The sequence below is a fragment of the Alkalibacillus silvisoli genome, from assembly GCF_039521975.1.
Lineage (GTDB): Bacteria > Bacillota > Bacilli > Bacillales > Alkalibacillaceae > Alkalibacillus > Alkalibacillus silvisoli.
Map to the genome: position 1 here is coordinate 75,020 of NZ_BAAACZ010000003.1, position 20,637 is coordinate 95,656.

Consider the following 20,637-nt stretch of genomic DNA (forward strand, 5'->3'; position numbering starts at 1 on the left):
CCCGTTCGTTTTCTATCATTTTGTTATAAAATGATAGAAGAATGATAGGAGAGGTTGATGAAGAGTGTCTGCGTTTTTATCGAATCAAGAGATTAATCGTGCGGTTGATCTGTTAATGAATACATATGAAGTTCCAGGTCGCCTGATTCAGGGGCTTTTAGGAAAAGAGAATATGAAGGAGATTAGTCGCCATTACAGGACATTTCAAGGGGTGAATTTAACAACTAAGGAATTGGCACGAATGGTCGTTATTGAAAAAGGGGCTGAGTTACTTAAGGGAAGTCATCAGGCAGTAAGACAGCTTCGTGAGCATCTGTTAAGGCAATTGCCGGATGAACAGCTAGTTGCGCTATATGAACGGAATCCGAGAAGTGGAAAGAAGATTACATCGCCGTCTTATATGTATAAGGCTTTAGCTGAAAAACGTTGGAGTGATGGACGTGTGTGGCCGCGGGATTTTGTTGTGACACTTGGTTTTCCGCTCGTGTTCTCTGGAGTTAAAGTGCCGCAAGCAACTAAACAATCAGCTGTTATGGATGTTGAAGCGCGTAAGCCTGTGCCTCCTTTAGTCGATTTTCAAGCGCAGTTGAAAGATGACATGTTAGATGTCTTAGAGCTTAATGGTGACAGAACGCGTTGTATCGTAACACTTCCAACTGGTGGTGGTAAGACGCGGGTGGCGGTAGAAAGCTTTATTGAGTGGATGCATGTACATTTCTCAGAGCAGAAGTATATGATTTGGATTGCGCAAAGTGCTGAGTTGTGTGAACAGGCGATCTCATGTATTGCGGATATGTGGCAAGAGAAGGAGTATCCTGAATCGCTACGAATCTATCGTTATTTTAACGGTCATGACATAGGTATAGAAGATTTAACTGGTGGTGCAGTTGTTGCAAGCATTCAGCAAATTGTTTCAAGACTGAAGGGTGAAGATCCTGTTTTAACGGAAATCTTGCAAAATTGTGGGGCAATGATTATTGATGAGGCACATCACGCAGCTGCTCCTAGTTATAAATTGTTAATTAATAAAGCGCGTGAACTATGTGGTGAAGACCTTTTTCCGGTATGTGGGTTGACGGCAACACCTGGACGTAGTTTTGGTGAGACAGATCAGCTTGTAGGTGAGTTTGAGGCTCATCTTATAAAACCAAAACTACCAAACTATGCGGAATATGAGGTTAATCCGATTAGCTTCTTTAGAGATGAAGGCTATTTAGCGACGCCTGTTCACATTATTCATGAATCAGGAAAAGACTATGAAGTGGATGAAGACAAGATCGATGAGAATCATGACTTGAATAAAGAATTTCTAAAAGTGTTAGCAGCTGATGAAGAGCGGAATGAAATGATTATTGAGCGGTTACTTGATATTCCTAAAGGTAAGCCAGCTTTAGTTTATGCTTGTACAGTTGAACATGCTGAGTTTTTATCATCTGTGATGAACGCATTAGGGAGAAAGGCGGCTTCTATTTCTTCGCAAACATCAAAAGGGTTAAGACGGATTTATATCGACGCCTTTAAAAATGGTGAGCTTGACTATTTGTTTAACTACGGGGTGTTAACGACCGGTTTTGACGCGCCTAATACAGAATACATTGTGATCACAAGGCCAACGACGAGTGATATTTTATATGAACAAATTATTGGTCGCGGCTTACGAGGACCTAAGTTTGGTGGGACAGAACAATGTGCGATTATTGATTTTGCTGATAACTTAATGCGTCTCGGTAAACCGTTAGCTTATACCCGTTTTGAACAATTTTGGGGTGCGGAAAAGGTGGAAAATCTAAGGTAAGTGATTGAGTTGACTTACTTTTTTTAAGTAGAAGGACATATCACTTTTTTTCGCCTGAAAAAAACATAATCAGGCGATTTCAGCATTTTTCAGGCGAAATAATCATTTTTTCAGGCGAACGTTGAAATATATAGGCGAACGCCTGATTAACCATGGTAGAATGATAGAAGAGTGTCCAATTAGAAGGAGTACTAGCATGAGTTTACATACATTTTTTGACCGGAAAGAAGACGAAATCGGCGTTAAGTTAAATGATGTCCAACAAGAAGCAGTTCTCACAACAGAAGGTCCGCTTCTCTTGTTAGCTTCACCAGGTTCTGGAAAAACGACAACCATCATTATGCGGATTGGTTATTTAATCGAAAAGAAAGCTGTCGAGCCAACACGGATTAAAGCTGTGACATTTAGCCGGGCATCAGCACTTGATATGAAGGAGCGTTATCAAGCCTTTTTCCCCAAGCTAGCACCGGTTGATTTTTCGACGATTCATAGTTTAGCGTTCCAAGTTGTGCGTGAGTATTTATATAAACAAGGTGTCACTTATGAGTTGATTGAAGGGGAAATTGACAGGCCACAGTTCCATAAACGGATGGTATTAAGAGACCTTTTCATGCAATTGAATGATGAGCACATTACGGATGATCAACTTGATGAGCTGTCGACTTATATTAGTTTAGTGAAAAATAAGCTCTTACCTGAGGAAAAGTGGCAGACGGTTGAATGTGACGTGCCTGCTGCGCTTGATATTTTGAAGCGGTATGAAGCATTTAAACAAGAAGCACCTGCTCATTTATTAGTAGACTTTGATGATATGCTGACGACCGCGAATGAAGCGTTTGAAAATGATCACAAGCTTTTAGCCAAATACCAACAGCAATATGACTATCTGTTAACCGATGAGAGCCAGGATACATCAATGGTGCAACATGCGATTATTGAGAAGTTAGTTCGACAACATCAAAACTTATGTGTGGTTGCTGATGATGACCAGTCGATTTATACGTGGCGAGCTGCTGAGCCACAATATTTGCTCGATTTTAAAAAGATTTACCCGAATGCGACAATCCTAATGATGGAGCAAAATTATCGCTCCACAAAGGAAATCGTACAAACCGCTAACCAATTTATTAAACAAAATAAAAATCGCTATGATAAACATATGTTTACCGAAAACCGATCACATGAAAAAGTACAGCTGAAGTCATTTACTTTATATGATGAACAAGTCGAATATATCATCAAGCAGCTTAAGAGTGTGAACAATCACCATGATGTAGCGATTTTGTATCGTAATAATGGGTCGTCTATTATACTGGCTGATGCGTTAAATGAAGCAGGAATTTCGTTTTACATGAAAGATCAGGACCAGCGCTTTTTTAATCATTGGGTCGTACAAGACATATTAAACTTCATGCGCCTAGCATATGATGTGTCACGAGTTGATGTATTTGAGCGGGTTTATTCGAAGTTTTACGGTTTTCTATCAAAACAACAAGTCGAACAAGTGCGACAAAATCCATCTCAACAATCTGTCTTTGAACGGTTAATAAAGTATGGGCACCTAAAAGATTTCCAAGTTAAAAAGTTTAAACAATATCAATTGATCTATCAAAATATACATGATTACTCGCCTAAAGAAGTGATTCGCCAAATTCGAAAAGATTTAGGCTATGAGAAAGTCATTAAAGACATGTGTAAGCGTCTTGGTTTTAATGAAGAAGGATTAATCGAAACATTGAATTTACTAGAGGTGATCGCAGAAAAGGCTGAAGATATGATTGCCTTTGCGAGGCGACTCCTACATTTAGAACAGTTAATGAAAGAGTCCAAGTTTAATAAACATCAAAATGCTGTGACTTTATCAACCTTCCATAGTGCGAAGGGGCTTGAATTCCAGTCTGTTTACATGGTCGATTTAATTCAAGGTGTTATTCCGTCGAGAACTGATTTGGAAGATTTCAAAGAAGGGAAAGTGGCATCAATCGAAGAAGCGGTACGTCTTTTTTACGTTGGGATGACTCGAGCAGAGACGAAACTAGAATTATTAACATATGAGCGCAAGTACAATGCGAAAGTCCAGCCGTCAAAGTTTTATTTTGATGTCGCGAGTTTAGTTAATCCATCTGAGAACAGACAAGTAAAAAAACAACATGTTGCAGTAAAGAAAAAACAATATAATCCTAATGCCATTCAGTCAGAAGACGAGATTTCTGTTGGGCTAATAGTGAAACACCGTGTGTTCGGAAAAGGTGAGATCGTGGATTATATGAGCGGTTCGATTATGATTCAGTTTGAAAGTGATTTAAAGGAGCTAGCATTAAGTACTTGCCTTGATTATGGATTAATAGAATTAGTGAAGAATTATTAACAACTGCAAAAGAGAATATGGTAAAAATCAAGTAGGGGTTTCCTAAGGTCATGGAAATGGCTGAAGGACCCTTTTTTATTTTAAAGTAAAATTTCTCAATATTGAGTTTAGTTATGATGTAAGTTTTGGTAATATAGAATTGTGTAAAAATATGTTTTTAGTCTGTGTTGAACTACTTAGAGGAGGTTTTTAATTTTGCCGAATGTTGCAATGGAATTAAATAATGTTCATAAAAAAATTGGCAAACACGAGATTATAAAAGGGGTGGACTTTTCCGTTCACAGTGGTGAAGTATTTGGGTTAATCGGCCCTAACGGAGCAGGTAAAACGACAACGATTCGCATGATGGTGGGTCTATTAAGTATCACAGAAGGTCAAGTTAAAATTCTGGGTAAGAGCATTCAATCAGAATATAGGGACGCTATTAGTGAAGTCGGGGCTATTATAGAAAATCCAGAAATGTATCCGTTTATGAGTGGGTATAAAAACCTTAAACATTATGCTAGGATGCATCCAGGTGTAACGGATGAAAGAATTCAAGAAGTGATACAGTTAGTCGGCTTAGAGAAACGAATTAATGAGAAGGTGAAACGTTATTCACTTGGAATGCGTCAGCGATTAGGAATTGCGCAAGCATTATTACATAAACCGTCTGTATTGATTTTGGATGAGCCGACTAATGGACTTGACCCTGCAGGCATTAGTGAAATTCGTCAGTATATTAGAAGGCTAGCTGAAGATGAGAACATAGCAGTGATTATTTCAAGCCATCTATTATCGGAAATTGAGCTTATGTGTGATCGTGTTGGTATTATTCAACATGGTAAAATGGTTAACTTTGAATCTATTGGAAAGTCAGATGATCAAGATGAAGATGTGATCAAACTTCAGTTAGATGTAACCCCGAAAGACAAGGCGCAAGAAATCTTGAAAGACCAGCTACAAATAGACTCAAGTATTCAAAAAGGCTTTCTATCATGTCAAATTGAAAAAGATCACGTTCCTTCAATTGTAAAGGTGTTAGTTGAACATGAAGTGGATGTTTACCAAGTTGTTTCAATGAAAGGAACGTTAGAAGATAAATTCTTTGAACTGACGGGAGAGAATGTCATTGAGTAGTTTTATTAAACAAATTTATAATGAACATATTAAAATATATGTGAGAAAGCCAACTTGGGTTATGTACTTTATTTTGTTGGCGTTGGTGATTGGTATTGCAGCTGTAACACAAACAACAGATCTAACTAATAACCATGAAAACTGGGAACAAGCATTGGAAGAAGAAAATCAACAAAGCCAAGAGGTCATTCAAAACTTAAGGGAAGCCGATTTTAATAATGAACTGAGTATTCAGATGAACGAGCAAGCTATTGAACGTAACAATTATAGGCTAGAAAATGAGATTCCACCGAACGAATATGGTGCATGGTCATTTGTTGAGGATAACGTTTTTCTTCTCTCATTAGTTAGCTTATTCACGATTATTGTTGCTGCTGGAATTATCGCCAATGAATTTAAATGGGGAACGATTAAGCTATTATTAATTCGACCTTTAACTAGAACGAAAATATTAATAACCAAATATATATCAGTCTTGTTATTTGCGTTATGGACTTTAGTGTTTGTCTGGGTTACTTCGTTAATTGTCGGGATGGCCTTCTTTGGATTTGAAGGTTTTACAGCTACAACAGTTGTGAATCGTCCAGATGGCGTCCAAGAAGTCACCTTATTCTCTGAAGTGATGAAGACTTATGGTTTTAGGCTAATTAATTTAGTGATGATGGCGACATTTGCCTTTATGATCTCAGCTGTCTTTAGACAAAGCTCACTGGCGATTGGTTTAGCCATTTTCTTGATGTTTACAGGAAATACAATTGTAGAATTTTTCGCTGATCGTGATTGGGCGAAATATATCCTGTTTGCCAATACAGATTTACAGCAATTTAGTACAGGTAATATTATGTTTGAGGGGATGACGTTAGGCTTTTCAATTACGATGTTGATGGTTTATTTCGTGTTATTCTTAACTCTCGCTTGGACGTTCTTTACGAAACGTGATGTAGCGGGTGAATAGCTTTGGAATGGGTCTAGTTTAAGTATAGTGATCTTTATAGAATCCAGTCATGAACGAATCGTTTCATGGCTGGATTTTTAACGAGAATAAAGTAAACGATAAACCAACCCTAGTCCACAACTACTAGAAACCTTCGTAATACGAAATATCATACTATAGTAACAGCATGGTGTTGAGGCTTTGTATTGCAAGACCTAAAGCGCATTTATTATTTAATCTATAAAACTATTATCCTAATAATAGAATATTCTAAAAATAATGAAAACTAATCATGACAACCTAATTCTTCCAATCTATAATAGTAACTAATTAATAGATTGGAGGGTTTTTTATGAAGAGAATGAGAAGGACGACATCTGTTGTATTAGCAACAACGTTATTATTTGGCGGCGTCCAGACTAGTTACGCTATCATAGAAGGAGACCTTCAAGCACCACATGATACATCACAACAGAAAGTTACTGAACTTCAAGATCATGTACCAATTTTCGTGCAAGAGAAACAAACAGAGCGTTTTGAAAGCAGTGATGTTGAAAGTGCTAAATCTTATTTGAGTCAGAAAAAGGGTGACCTTGGGATCCAATCAGTAGATGATGACTTAAAAGTAAAAGACGTTGAAGAAGACGAGCTTGGTATGACGCACATTCGCTTTATCCAAAAGCAAAATGGTATACCGATTGAAGGAACAGAAGTGATTGTTCATTTTAATGACCAAAATGAAGTTGTTTTGATGAATGGCCACGTTAGTGATCACCAATCGGTCGGAATGCTTAACACGTATGCTACATTAAGTGAGAACGAGGCAATTGAGAACGCTAAAACCTCAGTAGAAGCCCCTGATGAATTATCATATGAACCAGAATCTGAACTCGTTATTTATCCGTTTGACGGTGAAAACCATTTAGCACATAAAGTGAATGTCAACTTCATGTCAGATGATCCTGGTAATTGGTTTGTTTATATCGATGCTCATAATGGACAAGTCATTGATCAGTATAATGCTATTCACCCTATTGAAGAATATGAAGATGCAATGGAAGGTCATAAAGGTGTTGGGACAGGTGTACACGGTGAACATCGTGGGGATCTTCATATGTCACGTGTAAAGCCAGATAATGGTGGTACAGTGTTTATGTTAGCAGACCATTCGCATGATGGGTTAGAAGGCATCTATACGTATGATCATAACACGGGTGATTTAGCTGAAAATAATAGTGCATCATTTAAAGATGAATATCACCATCCTGCTGTAGATGCTCACTACAATTCTGAAATAGTTTATGAGTATTATAAAGAAGAACATGACCGCAATTCATTAGATGATGAAGGTATGGCGATTATTTCTTACGTAAACTATGGAACTGATTTTAATAATGCGTTTTGGAATGGGCGCCATATGACATATGGTAATGGAGATGGTGATTTTATGGTGCCATTATCAGCTGGTCTAGATGTGGCTGCACATGAAATGACGCATGGTGTAATTACTAATACGGCTAATCTGGTTTACCGTTATCAGCCAGGTGCATTAAATGAAGCTTATGCTGATATCTTTGGTGCGATTATTGATGATGAAAATTGGGAGATTGGTGAGGATATTATGGGTCCAGGTGCTATTGAAGATGGACGTACAGCTTTACGTAGCTTGAGTGACCCTAGTAAATTCCCAGTGAATGAAGAGTATATAGAGTATGGAGATGGTGATGGGATGTATCCATCTCATATGGATGAATATTATGATCTACCACTTCACTTAGATAATGGTGGTGTACACATTAACTCATCTATAATTAACCACGCTGCTTATTTGACTGCTCAAGAAATTGGGCGTGATGCATTAGGGCAAATCTATTACCGTGCGCTTGTACATTATTTAACACCAAACTCTGACTTCGATGAAGCTCGTCAAGTTATTGTACAATCAGCAGTTGATTTATATGGTGAGGATAGTGATGAAGCATTGGCTACTGCTAGTGGCTTTGATCAAGTAGGAATATATGAAGAATAACTAAGCAATACGCTGCCTTAAGGTCATAAACAGTGACTTTGAGGCAGTTTTTACTTTTAAATGGGTTATATTTTCATATTGTCATGTTCACTCTCTCTATTTAATAAATTGAATATAAGAGGTCAAAGCGTGAATGGGAGAGAAGCTCATGACTAAACGAAACGAACCGAAAGTTTTTCAAATGGATGATGAGCTTGTTCAAGATTTTATCGGTCATAAATATTGGTATTACTTAAAAAGCTTCACGAATATGAAAAGAAAGCAGTCGAAGTTGTCATGGAATTTCGCTGCGTTTTTACTTGGAATTGCTTGGTTGGCTTTTCGGAAGATGTATCGACACGCTGCTGCATTTGGAGTGATTATAGCTGTTTTAATAGGGTTGATGGTCTTTCGTCAAGTACATGAACAATCACCAGAACAGTTTTGGGTTGTAGTAGTAGGCGTATTGTTACTTACTCATTTAATAATTGGTTTTCTCGGCAATCATTATTATATGTACCACGTTTATCGTCATGTGAAAGTTATCGCCTATACACCTGTCTCGCGTGAGAAACAAGTAAAAGGGGCCGAGCAAACTGGGCGGACATCCTTAATATCAAGTGTGTCAGCCATTTTAACCTTAGCGGTAGTTGGATTAATGTATTTTGTTGTAGTTGATATAGTGAATGAGGAGTGGGGAGAAGTACAACCAGCAAGTGTTGACCCAAAAGAACAAGAACTTCTTACATCAGTCGATATTGTCACTCAGTCTACATTTACTGAAGGTGGAAGGACTATTGGTGAGGTGTTTGAAGAGCAGTTTATGTTTGGTGAGTGGCAAATGAATGAGCTTGAAAGTGTCATAGAAGAAGCGGTCTATACAGGCACATTACTTGAGCAAGAAGAAGTTCATCAGGTGACGATCGTGTTTGAGGTGAATCCTAATACATATGATGTGGCTATGTCTGAAGTGCTTTTAGATGGTTATTTATTAACAAGTGTAGAAGCGAGGGACTTATTTAGTAATTTATTTAAATCCTAAATTGCAATAGTAAATGCAACACCCTTTGTGAAACCGCTATCGATCTTATTATAATGAACCCATAAATCTAGATACGAAATAAGGAGATGTTAAAGTGAATTTATGGATCCATTATATGGTGACATAGATTAAACCGTAAGATTAATGATCCACATAACTGGTGTTCATTAAAATAACCCCCCGACCGTCTGGATCTTTAATCCTAACTCCTTCTTTGTTCCGGCAATCATTTTCAGGTGATTTTTCTTGATAACCCATAGAATGTAACCTATTCGTTATTTCTTCTATCTCACTTTGTTCTCTAATATAGAAAACTAACATATTATCACCAGACGCTGGTTGATATGAATCTCCCTCAACGTGCGCTGTGATTTCTAGATGATAGGAAGCATTAGTTGGACCAAAAATCACCCGCTTATCCTGCTGTGTGAATTCTGCTAATCTTATTAACCCAATACCCTTTTCGTAAAAATCAATTGAGTCTTTAAATTTATCCGTTTGTCTTGTAACCCGAATTTGTGCTGTGGCAGGACTTGTCTTCACACTGTGATTTTTATTCAACTGTTCAGCTTCAGAGAAAGATTTATATATAAACCAAGCAACTACTGGGAATGGTATTACAAGCACTAAAAATAAATATTCTGTTTGGACGAATTCGGCTAGAACTCCTGCCAATACATAACCTATTGGCATTAACGAATTATTTATAGCAAAAAATGCACTTAATTCACGACTTCTAGATTCAGTTGTTGTTTGTCTTTGAAGGTGTGTTTCTAAGTAAACATTCAAAACTCCACTTGCAATACCAGCTAATGCTAGCATCGCAAAACCTACCATTATATTAGTTACAAATCCTAAGGGGGCAATTATAAACCCAATAATAATAGACAATAATACGGAAGGTTTTTTTACTTTTTTGGACTTAATTAAAAAAACAACCATCAATGCCCCAGCAAGAGATCCAAAGCCCCATACAGCTTGCAAAATTCCACTTATCCATTCTGTATTATGCAAAGCGTACGTACTCCAAGCAGCAATATAAATGGCAAATCCACTAAATAAAAGTTGTTGTACTACTGTTCCGTATAGTAAGTATCTTAAAGGCTTGTTACCACGTACACTTGTGAAACCAGTGAGGAGGTTTTTTGTATTAAGTTTTGTTGTGTCGTCCTTCCTAGTTCTATCACGAATTGAAAGCTCCAAAACAGCTGATAAACCTGTCAAAATAGCACAGATATACCATATGCCATCTATCCCAACTAGGTATATAATGATACCGGCAATTGCGGGTGCAATTAATTGTGAAGTTTGTCCTAACGATTCCTGAAAACCAATGGCCTTATCTAGTCTATCCTCTAAAACCGTCTCCTGCACCAGAGATCGAGATGCAGCATCGGTAGAACCTACACCAGCCGATATTATTATACGACAGAAAAGTACTATCCATGCCTGTTCTACACCCACAAAAGAGAATGAGATAGCAAGTAATAAGAATAACAAGCAAAGTCCACCGTCAACTATGGCTAACAGTTTCCCACGAGGATATCGATCAGCTAACCATCCGGCTATAGGAGATATTAACAAAGAAACAGCAGCACCTATTCCAATAACAATACTACCGGTTAATAGGCTTTGTTCTTCAGATAATGACCACCAAATTAATGAATAAAAGAATAATACAGCGCTAAACTGCGAAAAAAAAGTGCTACTCCAAAGTTTAAAAAAATCACCTTTAAGTAACCATCTATAATTCTTCATAAGAACCTACCTTTTGAATCTTTTATAAACCGTTACTAATAGGTTTCAAATCGTAAATAGTTTTTAGTAAATCTGAAGTATCATGTGTTGTTTTAATAACGATGTAGATCATCTTTTCTTTTCAAATTTTTTTATAATTAAATGGTATCAGTTATGGTAAATAAATACAACATAGAAAATTGAATTTATCGAATTTTTAAATAATAGTCTACATAACCTAACCAATATTGGAAAAAGTAGAATATGTTGAATCCTTTAGTTAAGCGAAACCAATTCGAGCGCTACCTTGACATTATTAGTGTGGAAGATGTTAAGCAATTCAAGCCAACATCCGCAGCGTATTCATGTGTCTTAGACAGATTTTCCGTTCATAGGAAAGAGGTTTTATCATTTAACCCATGGGATATTAGCGGTGCCAATAACTTTGGCTTTCGTACAGCGTGGGTCAACCGTCAGAATGGGATATGTGCCAGATACAGTTATCCGGGACTTAACAGAATTGCAGGGACTTGTTTGATTAAGGAGAGGGTTATTTCTCATAAGCGTCTAAATAATAAGGAAGTAGTAATCCCCATTAAAATGGGGGTTTTTACGAGGGAGCAAGAATAACCTGAGACGATTTTTGATGCAACTTCCGCGCTACATCAAAAGTGTCTGAGCGCTGATAAAATGATCCGCTCAGGAAACTGCTCACCTTACAAGGCAATCGAATATTCGTATTTCGGCAATACCTAATCCTTTTTAAATAAGCTCTGTTAAAGTTTTTTGATAAAAGGGATTTTGAGAAACGAAAGGCGATGACCCCGTAGGAGCTAACTTTGCGACGCCCGTATTCTGTTGTTCGTCTATAAAGGCTCGTTATACGGTTAGTTTTCTTTATATCTCAATTCTTCTGGTTCGCTATAAGTTACATATGTGTTCGCAATAAGGTCATGAATGGCTCGCTTATCTTCACGAAAGACAACCATGAAGATACTGACAATAATCGCGATCCCAATTGTTAAGCCATAGATGAGATTACCAACAATCTCTCGCAACAACATAGTTCCTACACCGACTTTACCGCCATCTACTCTAGAAATCCGAATGCCCATCGCCCGTTTACCTAGCGTATAACCATACCATAGGACAGGCAACAATACATAATAGATCGGACCTATGACCTCTAGGAACGTATATTCCTCCAAAAAGAACTGACCATATATTGTTGCGGTGAATAAACCAATGGTAATTGAGACAATTATTCCATCAACAAATAAGGCCACTAACCTGATCCAAAATCCAGCTGGTGTATCTATATTCATCTCTTACACCTCCAACATTTAACCCATTTCGAAATTTTAATATAGAAAATAAAACTTTAACTAAATAAAGAAATAGATTCATAGGTTGTTAGTCTTATATAAATAAGGAATGTATCGCTATGACAGGTCGTGTTCTCCCCTCCAAATGACTGATAAGGATCACCAGGAGGGGGTTACTGAAATTGTAACAGTTTTAGCGGCCGGTATGTTTGTCCACCTTCAGTTTCAGCAGTTACATCATCAATCAACTTTATTAGACCTTGTCCATCTATTAATTTTAACTTTCGTGACTGTACGTTTTGGTCAAATTGTCCAGTTGTAATGAGAAAGCCAAAAGATGCATTAGATTTTTTAAGTGAATTCTCACATCGTTTAATGTCTTGTTTTGTAACGGTAATATGTTCACCATTTTGACAGGACACAACTGCAAAGAAATCGTCAATTGAAACAATTAAATCCTCACAAGGTTTTCCATCTGGTTCTGTTATGAAGGCATTATAGCCCATTTGAACAAATAGATCGCTAATAAACTGTTTAAACTCGAATTCTGGCATTTGTTTTAAAGTATCTAGGTCTGCTCTTTTTTGTAAATATTGTCTACGATATTCAATCATTATAGCCCGTTTCCGGTTGTTTAATTTCGAGCGGGTAATATAGATTGTAACTAAGACAGCCGCTGTTGCAATCCAGGCAATGCCAGGGATTTCAAAAGTCCATTTCAACAAATCAAATGCTAAAGCAATTAAAAAAATGCTAATTAAGACCCAGATGAAAAGTGGGTCAGTATTTTTACTTTTAAGTCTTTTATTCACGCTCGTCACCTCATGGTTATTATGTCCAATTGAGATGGTGATTACTCCTTAACCATATCGTTCAAAGACAAGTTACCACAAATCAAGCGTTATAGAAATAAATAAATGATTACAGTTGATTAACAATTGATAATAGTTTTCGCCATGCTCCGACAGATACCATGACTTGATCATCAATAGGTTCCTTTTCAGAGAAATTTAAAGCGGTTTTTAACTTTTGACAGTAATAAATAAGATCATAATGTTTACTGCACTTTAGTAAATCATGCATTTCATTTCTGGTTAACATATTTTTTTCGTTTAATTGTTCAAATTGACTTTTAGCTTGAAGTCCTTTTTCCTCGAGCTTATTAATCATGTTAACGACTTGAGCTTTAATATCTTCTGAATCTCTTGCTTGTTTGAGTAATTGTAGTGACAGTGTTTCTTGTTTTAATCCGTGCTCTTGACTTTCTGTAATTTGCTTTTTAATAAAGTTGTCGTTTTGATCCTTATAGGTCACACTCATTTTCATACCTCCAAGCTGATTTAGTGGTAATATAACAAATTAAATGAGTCATATTTGACACAGTACGGTATTGCAATAACTAGTACATTTTTGTATGTTTGTTTTAAAAGTATGATGGAGGTGCGAAAGTTATGCCGGAGTCAACAGAATGGTTATGGCGTACATATCAAATATTGCGTCAGACTGATTACGAGAAGCCGATACAAAATCATGAAATTAGAAAGAAACTTATGCAATATGGTGATCCGCCCGGACGTAAGACAATTGGTAATTATATTAAGGATTTAATTGAATTATCGGATAAAGACTTAATAATTGAGGAGATCGTAGAGCATGAAGAGAAGCGGCATTCTTATTATGTCAATCATAGCTTCTTAGATTCAGAAGTTAAACTGTTAGCTGATGCCATTGCATCCTCGAGCTTTATTTATCCGCAACATAGACAGGACCTTTTAAGAAAATTGGGGGTTCTTTACAATGGTAATGAAGACTCAATCAAACGTTTGATTGAAAATATTCATTTTTATAAAGAAGAACGTAAAGATTATAATTTTCAAATGTTTACGAACATCGAGCAGTTACGCGATGCGATTGAAGAGGGGAAGAAAGTTCAGTTTACCTATTTGGCATATGATTCTAGTAAGAAGTTGATTCCATATAAAGAAAATAATGATGGCATTAAAGTTGTTAACCCTTATAAAATCGTTTGGAGTTTAAGTCATTATTATTTATTTTGCACGAATACAGAAGGGGAGGACAAAGAGCGATTTTTAAGGGTTGATCGAATGAAAGATATTCAATTGTTAGATGAACCCTGCGACCCAATTGAAGGGGGAGAGTCAACTCAAGATTATATTGAGAAACAAGTTTTTATGTTTGGTGGTGAAAATGAAGAAGTCGAATTCCGTTGTGAAAACCATATCGCTAACCAAGTTGTCGATTTCTTTGGCGATCGTGCGGAATTACGCAAGATTGATGACAACCATTTTGATGTATTGGTGCAGACCTCACAACGAAATATTCGTTATTGGTTATTACAATACATCACCTCAGTCAGCCACATTAGACCGGAAACGTTACGCCAACAAATTTTAAAAGATTTAAGAGAAGCATTGGAACGAAACGCAGAACAGTAGATGGTGTGAGCGCTGATAAAATCGACTGAACGCTGATAAAAGTGCGTGAACGCTGATAAAAGTTGCTGAGCGCTGATAAAAGAGCCCGAACGCTGATAAAATCGACTGATCGCTGATAAAAGAGCTCGAACACTGATAAAATCTCACGAATGCTGATATATCAACGCAATGTCCAAAAAAGCCTAGCTTTTATTTCGTACTTATTGTCACTCCATGGCTAGACAACCATTTATTGACGAGTTTATAGCTTAGAAAACTAATTAAACCACCTACAATCAGAGGGACCCAGGTTATTTCAAAGTTTAGAAAAAATCCTTCTCCCGTCTGAAAGTTAAATACGATTGCGGCCGAGCTTATGAAATAAAAAACGAGTAATGTCAAAAAGAAGCTGATTACTGATATAATATAAGGCAGTGTTCTCATTTAAGCCAACCTCCTTCTTTAAGAGTTAAACCACTATAAAGTAGGATATTTTCTTTTCAAATGTTTATAAAAAATAGTAGAATAAGCTTTGTAAGAAATGATGCTCAGGAGTGTTAAAAATGCTAGTTCGAGTAAATTTTATGTTATCTATTGCGGTGTTCATGCTGATCTTGCTGAATTATTTTACCAACCTTAATACATCACCATTATTTATAACCTCGTTAATTGGTGTGGTAGTTTTACTTATTGGTGTTGAAAACATTAGAACAGGTTCTAAGTTTAACGGAATTTCTTTTATGGTTGGAGCAGGTCTATTATTTCTAGTCTCTATTTTAGGGTTACTTGGTGTAGTTTAAAGTTAGCGTTCAAAATAAAGATGATAGTGATTTCGACAATGAATGTTAAAAGAAGCGTGACATTTAAAACAAGCGGTTGGGTGGTTCATGTATTCATCAATGGTTAGTTCGCTGCCGCATGAACCACACAAAATCGCCTGTATATTCCGCTCATCTATTCTCCATCTTTCTACTGGATGATTGGTATTTTCATCATGACATTTATAACAAGGATAGTACGTGTTACAACATTTGAATTTAATAGCTACGCGATCAACTTCACTATGGTAATGATTACACCTAGTCTCCTCATCAATACTTCCAATGACTAATTTTCTGTGAGGGTGCATTAAGTTGCCTCCTTATTTTTCTTTTTTAACTTGAAAGAAGCAAATAAGATCATTCCAATCCCCGCCAAGCTGAATAATAGACTGATGTAAAAGATGAAAGTCATACCTACCTCAATAACTGCTAAAACAGCTGTTACTAACATGACAAACGTGAAAAAAGTAGATGATTGTAATTCTCTAAGTGCACGGTTTGGTTCTTTCCCCTTAACTCGGTCGATGATCACGATGATTAAAAACATAACTATTCCAATCGCCATCATCGTCGTCCACACATTGCTGATTAACTCCATTATGAATCCCCCTTACTTATTTACTAATTTAACATAATAAGCCTTTGATTAGGGAAGAAACAGTGAACTTGTGAGTATTTTGATAGAGGGATTGTTTCACTTTAGCCACATATGATTTATAATAGTAAGAAATATTTAATTATTTAAATAATTAAAGGAGTTGTGATTATGATTAAGTTTCCAAAGCCGACTGTTGAGCAGTTCTTTCGGTCGTATGTGATTTCAAATTTTACAGTTAGTCCGAATGAAGACCAGTTGTTGTTTAGTTCGAATTTAAATGGGACGATGAATGTTTGGGCGATGAATTTACCAGATCAATATCCATATTTATTCGCACATCAGGATGAATCGAGTGATTTCTTAAAATTCGATCCTGAAGGGCGTTATGTCCTAGCAGGGTTCGACCGTAATGGTGATGAGAATTATCAGATTTATGCTATTGCGCCTGAGGGTGGTTTACCGCAACCATTAGTAACAGGAGATTCAGAGGAAAAATACTTTTATGCTCACTTATCTGAGGATGGGGAACGGTTATACTATGGTACGTCTAAGGGTAATCCAAGGTTCATAAACACACATGTGCGTCATTTAAAAACGGGTGACGATGAGTTAATACAGGAGGGTGAGCAAGGGGCAACCCTTCTGACTGCTGTCTCTGAAGATGAGAAGTCTTTTGTGTTCTCTACCATTTTAGCAAATACATATACATTATCCTTCGTAAAGACTGAAGATGGTGTTTATGATTTAACACCTGATCGTGAACAAGTTCATGTTAGTGGTGGAGCGACTTTTGTTGATAGTACGATTTATTTCATGACTAATTATGATAGCGAGTTTAGTTATCTAGCAAAGTTCGACCTTGAAGAGAAAGAGTTTAAGAAGGTGCTAGACTTTGAAGATGAAAGTGTGAAGACCCTTAAGTATGACAAGCAACGAGAACAGTTTTATATAGTGACAGAAAAAGGTGTAAAGGACTTTTTCTATCGTTATGATGTTAAAAATGGCACGCTTGAAAACATTGATGCCCCAGTCGACGTTATTGAAAAGATTCAAGTGGCTAAGTCTGGCAATGTCTATATTTTAGGGCGTAGTGCTGTAATTCCTCATAATATTTTTAAGTACAATGAATCAGGATGGAAGCAGTTAACGGCGAACCAAGTCTTAGGTGTAAGTCCAGAAGATATGGTTGACCCAGAGGTTGTAACGTATGAATCATTTGATGGTATGGAGATTGAAGCGTTATTATTTCGTGCAAAGCCAGAGAATGATAATGGTTATACAGTCTTTTGGCCACATGGAGGCCCTCAAGCAGCTGAGCGCAAATTTTACCGGGCTATGTTCCAATGCTTGTTGAATAGAGGCTATACGATCTTCTGTCCGAACTTCCGAGGAAGTACAGGCTATGGTTCTTCATTTGTCAAAATGGTTGAACAAGACTGGGGAGAGGGGCCACGACTTGATAACATTCATGCTATTGAATGGTTATTCGACCAAGGAATCTCAAGCTCTGAGAAGCTATTCTTAGTTGGAGGTAGTTATGGTGGTTACATGGCACTGTTGCTTCATGGACGCCATCCAGAGTATTTTAAAGCAGTTGTTGATATATTTGGTGTATCTAACCTGTTCACATTCGTTAATTCTGTACCAGAACACTGGAAACCAATTATGAAGCGTTGGTTAGGGGATCCTGAAGAAGACAAAGAGCGCTTTGAAAAGGACTCACCTGTGACTTACTTAGATGGTATGAAGAAGCCAATGCTCGTCATTCAAGGAGCTAAAGATCCACGTGTCGTAAAGGAAGAATCTGATCAAATTGTAGATAAGTTACGTCATGCAGGCCGTGATGTCGAATATCTTGTGTTAGATGATGAGGGGCACGGTTTTTCTAAAAAAGAAAACGAAATTAATGTGTATCAAACCATGCTAGACTTTCTTGAGAAACATCAAAAGGTTAGTCAGAAAGTTTAAATACGAAAGGAGTCATCATAATGTGGGGATTAGTCGGGTTTGATCGAGCTGAATACCCGTTTGAGCTGTTTGGAGCACCTCACATCGTGATGCTCCTTTTTACTTTTGTCGTAGCTGGTTATTTGTATGTTTACCGAAAACATATAAGGGAGAAGTATTCAAAAGCCTGGACTTATAGCTTAATAACTCTATTAATCTTAGGGGAAATTACTTTTCATTTATGGTATTTGGTACATGGTGAGTGGCGTTTAGCCGTTAATTTGCCACTACAGCTTAGTTCGATTTCCATGTACTTATGTGCTTTGATGTTACTGACTAAAGACTACCGGCTATTTGAGGTGACTTTCTTTGTTAGTATGACGGGTGCTTTTATCGCAATGGTGACACCCGAATTATTTTTTGGTTACCCGCATATGCGGTTTTTTCAATTTTTTATTTCACATATGGCGATCGTAATCGCTTGTTTATACATGCTTTGGGTTGAGCAGTTTAAGCCGACTTTTAAATCAGTTGGCCGTGCGTTTGTCGCTCTTAATGTTATTGCTTTTGTCGTATGGAACGTTAATAATTTATTAGGATCTAACTATATGTTTTTAAATGGAAAGCCAGCCAGTGCGACGTTTTTAGACTATCTTGGGCCTTATCCGTGGTATATTTTATCATTAGAGGTTATCGCACTTGGTTTATTTGTCATTATTTATGGGTTAGTGACTGGGTTTGGTCGTCTGAGTCGGTAGGAATTAAGATATTGTGAGCGTTGACCCTGAGCGCTGATAAACTATATTAAACGCTGATAAAAAGTCTCGAGCGCTGATAAACTAGCTTGAACGCTGATAAAAAAGTCCCGAACGCTGATAAACTCATCCGCTCGGGTAACTACTCATATTATATAAGGCATCAAATGTTCGTAATATAACATCTCTTCAATCCCTTTATTTCAACTTCCTTCCCTAATCATAAATCAAATACATAAGCTCTGACATTAACACCATCATCAGCAGGTTGAAAGTCGTGTTCAGGAACACGTCTAAAGCCAAATTGTTCATACAACTGAATGGCTGATGTCATAAATTCACCTGTGTGTAACCCGAGTTTAGTGTGGCTTTGTTGTTTCGTTCGTTTAATGCACTCGTCTACTAAAGTTTTTCCAACCCCTTTCCCCCGACCATCAGGGGTTACAGCAAGCATGCGTAATTCCGGATAGTCTAACGCGTCGATCCATTCATAGGCATCTGTCTTAGCTGGGAATAGGACGACACTTCCGACAATATCGTCGTTGAATTCAGCTACAATCAGTTCGACGCCTTCTTTTGTATCACTTTCTTGTGATAGTGTTCCTTTTAATGCTTGCCAGTGGCTTTCAGATAAAACGTTAGTATATTCTTGATAGGCTTCAATACGTTGCTTTCGTATTAGTGGTATTTCTTCAAGTGTTGCATTTCGAATGGTTAAAGTATTCATATCATGACTCCTTATCAAATAGAAATTTCTTTTCAGATTGGCTTAAGCTTTCACGTCCGTGTGCTTGATCCCAACCGGTTAAATCTGGCCCTTTTGGTAAAATGGACGGTTTTGACTGCACAGGGTTAATTGTAATTGATAAGTGGTAATGTTTTTTGATGGCTTCAAAGTCAGTTGTATCGCTGAAACCTGTACTTTGATATAAATCACGAACATACCCCCATAAATTTGGGTATTCGCGAATTAAATGTTTGTTTGTGTTGAATGCGGTGTAATAAGCTGCATCAAATCGAACGAGCGTCGTGTATAAACGTATGTCTGAATCAGTTATATAATCACCAAATAAAAAGCGTTTTTGTTCAAGTCGTTGCTCTAGCTGTTCAATTCGAGCAAATAAAGTGTCAAAAGCTGATTCATAAGTGTGTTTTGAATGAGCAAACCCACACTTATAAACACCATTGTTAACATCGTGAAAAAGAATATCATTTAGTTCATCAATGTCTTTTCGCAAATGGTCTGGATAAAGATTAGGTGCACCTTCTTTATGGTAAGGCGCCCATACAGTCTCAAAGCTATTAGTTAGTGTGAAATAATCGTTATTGACAACCTTCTTAGTTGTCACATCAACCATCGCTGGAACAGTCGGTCTTCCAGTATAACTTGCCTCAGCATTTAAGTACAATTCACTTATGTAACGTACTTTTAAGACGGGGTCTAAATGCTGTTCATCTAAAGAAAACTCCCAATCCACTCGATCAATTTGAGGGCGTATTGGACTTGCAGTACCTAAGCTGATGGCTTGATCAAGTCCGAGTATCTTCCGGACGATGACAGCGCGATGAGCCCATGGGCATGCAGGTGAGGATAATAGACGATAGCGACCAGGTTCGATAGGTAGACAGCCTTCTTGATTTCCAAATGGAGTCGTAAAGCGGTTCGTCTGTCTTTTGAATGAACCATCAGAAGATATTTCTTTAGGGTTATTTAATGGCATTTCTTTCATAATAACATCCTTTCAACCACACC

General features: G+C 37.2%; 18 protein-coding genes. 10 read left to right on the forward strand and 8 right to left on the reverse strand.

The window, feature by feature from the left end:
• Positions 1-64 precede the first annotated feature (64 nt).
• The 6 genes from ABDZ63_RS01140 (at position 65) to ABDZ63_RS01165 (ending at position 9,266) form a co-directional block, all read left to right on the forward strand.
• Positions 65-1,795, forward strand: a complete 1,731-nt coding sequence (locus tag ABDZ63_RS01140; protein WP_343781225.1) for a DEAD/DEAH box helicase — start codon at positions 65-67, stop codon at positions 1,793-1,795.
• Between the two features lie 196 nt (positions 1,796-1,991).
• Positions 1,992-4,163 carry an ATP-dependent helicase gene (locus tag ABDZ63_RS01145; RefSeq protein ID WP_343781226.1) on the forward strand — a complete coding sequence of 724 codons (2,172 nt, stop codon included), beginning with the start codon at positions 1,992-1,994 and terminating at the stop codon, positions 4,161-4,163.
• A 195-nt stretch (positions 4,164-4,358) separates the two neighbouring features.
• Positions 4,359-5,282: an ABC transporter ATP-binding protein gene (locus ABDZ63_RS01150; protein ID WP_343781227.1), complete on the forward strand. Its 924-nt coding sequence runs from the start codon at positions 4,359-4,361 to the stop codon at positions 5,280-5,282.
• Positions 5,269-6,237 (forward strand): ABC transporter permease, encoded by a 969-nt coding sequence (locus ABDZ63_RS01155; protein ID WP_343781228.1) that lies wholly within the window; start codon positions 5,269-5,271, stop codon positions 6,235-6,237. Before ABDZ63_RS01150 ends, ABDZ63_RS01155 begins: the two co-directional genes overlap by 14 nt.
• 331 nt (positions 6,238-6,568) lie before the next feature.
• A complete protein-coding gene (locus tag ABDZ63_RS01160; protein WP_343781229.1) occupies positions 6,569-8,245 on the forward strand; it encodes a M4 family metallopeptidase in 1,677 nt (558 codons plus the stop codon).
• Between the two features lie 148 nt (positions 8,246-8,393).
• Positions 8,394-9,266, forward strand: a complete 873-nt coding sequence (locus ABDZ63_RS01165) for a DUF2628 domain-containing protein (RefSeq protein WP_343781230.1) — start codon at positions 8,394-8,396, stop codon at positions 9,264-9,266.
• 141 nt (positions 9,267-9,407) lie between these two features.
• On the opposite strand, the gene ABDZ63_RS01170 is transcribed toward ABDZ63_RS01165, so the two are convergent.
• The 4 genes from ABDZ63_RS01170 to ABDZ63_RS01185 all read right to left on the reverse strand — a co-directional run bounded on the left by ABDZ63_RS01170 (position 9,408) and on the right by ABDZ63_RS01185 (position 13,648).
• A complete protein-coding gene (locus ABDZ63_RS01170; RefSeq protein WP_343781231.1) occupies positions 9,408-11,024 on the reverse strand; it encodes an MFS transporter in 1,617 nt (538 codons plus the stop codon).
• A gap of 866 nt (positions 11,025-11,890) precedes the next feature.
• Positions 11,891-12,328, reverse strand: coding sequence for an RDD family protein (locus ABDZ63_RS01175; protein ID WP_343781233.1), 438 nt, complete (start codon positions 12,326-12,328; stop codon positions 11,891-11,893).
• A gap of 173 nt (positions 12,329-12,501) precedes the next feature.
• Positions 12,502-13,140 carry a restriction endonuclease gene (locus ABDZ63_RS01180; protein WP_343781234.1) on the reverse strand — a complete coding sequence of 213 codons (639 nt, stop codon included), beginning with the start codon at positions 13,138-13,140 and terminating at the stop codon, positions 12,502-12,504.
• A gap of 109 nt (positions 13,141-13,249) precedes the next feature.
• The gene (locus tag ABDZ63_RS01185; RefSeq protein WP_343781235.1) at positions 13,250-13,648 is read right to left on the reverse strand and encodes a hypothetical protein; all 399 of its coding nucleotides are present in this window, start codon (positions 13,646-13,648) and stop codon (positions 13,250-13,252) included.
• Between the two features lie 131 nt (positions 13,649-13,779).
• Between ABDZ63_RS01185 and ABDZ63_RS01190 the strand changes: the two genes are divergently transcribed.
• Positions 13,780-14,784, forward strand: coding sequence for a helix-turn-helix transcriptional regulator (locus ABDZ63_RS01190; RefSeq protein WP_343781237.1), 1,005 nt, complete (start codon positions 13,780-13,782; stop codon positions 14,782-14,784).
• A gap of 542 nt (positions 14,785-15,326) precedes the next feature.
• Positions 15,327-15,563, forward strand: coding sequence for a hypothetical protein (locus ABDZ63_RS01195; RefSeq protein ID WP_343781239.1), 237 nt, complete (start codon positions 15,327-15,329; stop codon positions 15,561-15,563).
• Between the two features lie 2 nt (positions 15,564-15,565).
• On the opposite strand, the gene ABDZ63_RS01200 is transcribed toward ABDZ63_RS01195, so the two are convergent.
• Together ABDZ63_RS01200 and ABDZ63_RS01205 are read right to left on the reverse strand one after the other, a co-directional pair.
• Positions 15,566-15,892 (reverse strand): CHY zinc finger protein, encoded by a 327-nt coding sequence (locus tag ABDZ63_RS01200; protein ID WP_343781241.1) that lies wholly within the window; start codon positions 15,890-15,892, stop codon positions 15,566-15,568.
• Positions 15,892-16,182: a hypothetical protein gene (locus ABDZ63_RS01205; protein WP_343781242.1), complete on the reverse strand. Its 291-nt coding sequence runs from the start codon at positions 16,180-16,182 to the stop codon at positions 15,892-15,894. The genes ABDZ63_RS01200 and ABDZ63_RS01205 overlap by 1 nt, the downstream gene beginning before the upstream one ends.
• Positions 16,183-16,350: 168 nt before the next feature.
• Between ABDZ63_RS01205 and ABDZ63_RS01210 the strand changes: the two genes are divergently transcribed.
• Together ABDZ63_RS01210 and ABDZ63_RS01215 are read left to right on the forward strand one after the other, a co-directional pair.
• The gene (locus ABDZ63_RS01210; protein ID WP_343781243.1) at positions 16,351-18,150 is read left to right on the forward strand and encodes a S9 family peptidase; all 1,800 of its coding nucleotides are present in this window, start codon (positions 16,351-16,353) and stop codon (positions 18,148-18,150) included.
• Positions 18,151-18,170: 20 nt separating this feature from the next.
• Positions 18,171-18,887 (forward strand): YwaF family protein, encoded by a 717-nt coding sequence (locus tag ABDZ63_RS01215; RefSeq protein WP_343781245.1) that lies wholly within the window; start codon positions 18,171-18,173, stop codon positions 18,885-18,887.
• 217 nt (positions 18,888-19,104) lie between these two features.
• Here the strand turns inward: ABDZ63_RS01215 and ABDZ63_RS01220 are convergent, their stop codons facing one another.
• Together ABDZ63_RS01220 and ABDZ63_RS01225 are read right to left on the reverse strand one after the other, a co-directional pair.
• Positions 19,105-19,611 (reverse strand): GNAT family N-acetyltransferase, encoded by a 507-nt coding sequence (locus tag ABDZ63_RS01220; RefSeq protein WP_343781246.1) that lies wholly within the window; start codon positions 19,609-19,611, stop codon positions 19,105-19,107.
• A 1-nt stretch (position 19,612) separates the two neighbouring features.
• On the reverse strand, positions 19,613-20,614 hold the full coding sequence (locus ABDZ63_RS01225) for a glutathione S-transferase family protein (RefSeq protein ID WP_425541925.1): 1,002 nt from the start codon (positions 20,612-20,614) through the stop codon (positions 19,613-19,615).
• Positions 20,615-20,637 lie beyond the last annotated feature (23 nt).

What these genes read in the sequence shown, in the direction of transcription:
- ABDZ63_RS01190 (WP_343781237.1), top strand. Translation starts at nt 13,780, where the DNA reads ATGCCGGAGTCAACAGAATGGTTATGGCGTACATATCAAATATTGCGT.
- ABDZ63_RS01195 (WP_343781239.1), top strand. Translation starts at nt 15,327, where the DNA reads ATGCTAGTTCGAGTAAATTTTATGTTATCTATTGCGGTGTTCATGCTG.
- ABDZ63_RS01210 (WP_343781243.1), top strand. Translation starts at nt 16,351, where the DNA reads ATGATTAAGTTTCCAAAGCCGACTGTTGAGCAGTTCTTTCGGTCGTAT.
- ABDZ63_RS01185 (WP_343781235.1), bottom strand. Translation starts at nt 13,648, where the DNA reads ATGAGTGTGACCTATAAGGATCAAAACGACAACTTTATTAAAAAGCAA.
- ABDZ63_RS01220 (WP_343781246.1), bottom strand. Translation starts at nt 19,611, where the DNA reads ATGAATACTTTAACCATTCGAAATGCAACACTTGAAGAAATACCACTA.
- ABDZ63_RS01215 (WP_343781245.1), top strand. Translation starts at nt 18,171, where the DNA reads ATGTGGGGATTAGTCGGGTTTGATCGAGCTGAATACCCGTTTGAGCTG.
- ABDZ63_RS01165 (WP_343781230.1), top strand. Translation starts at nt 8,394, where the DNA reads ATGACTAAACGAAACGAACCGAAAGTTTTTCAAATGGATGATGAGCTT.
- ABDZ63_RS01225 (WP_425541925.1), bottom strand. Translation starts at nt 20,614, where the DNA reads ATGAAAGAAATGCCATTAAATAACCCTAAAGAAATATCTTCTGATGGT.
- ABDZ63_RS01160 (WP_343781229.1), top strand. Translation starts at nt 6,569, where the DNA reads ATGAAGAGAATGAGAAGGACGACATCTGTTGTATTAGCAACAACGTTA.
- ABDZ63_RS01175 (WP_343781233.1), bottom strand. Translation starts at nt 12,328, where the DNA reads ATGAATATAGATACACCAGCTGGATTTTGGATCAGGTTAGTGGCCTTA.
- ABDZ63_RS01200 (WP_343781241.1), bottom strand. Translation starts at nt 15,892, where the DNA reads ATGCACCCTCACAGAAAATTAGTCATTGGAAGTATTGATGAGGAGACT.
- ABDZ63_RS01155 (WP_343781228.1), top strand. Translation starts at nt 5,269, where the DNA reads ATGTCATTGAGTAGTTTTATTAAACAAATTTATAATGAACATATTAAA.
- ABDZ63_RS01145 (WP_343781226.1), top strand. Translation starts at nt 1,992, where the DNA reads ATGAGTTTACATACATTTTTTGACCGGAAAGAAGACGAAATCGGCGTT.
- ABDZ63_RS01205 (WP_343781242.1), bottom strand. Translation starts at nt 16,182, where the DNA reads ATGGAGTTAATCAGCAATGTGTGGACGACGATGATGGCGATTGGAATA.
- ABDZ63_RS01170 (WP_343781231.1), bottom strand. Translation starts at nt 11,024, where the DNA reads ATGAAGAATTATAGATGGTTACTTAAAGGTGATTTTTTTAAACTTTGG.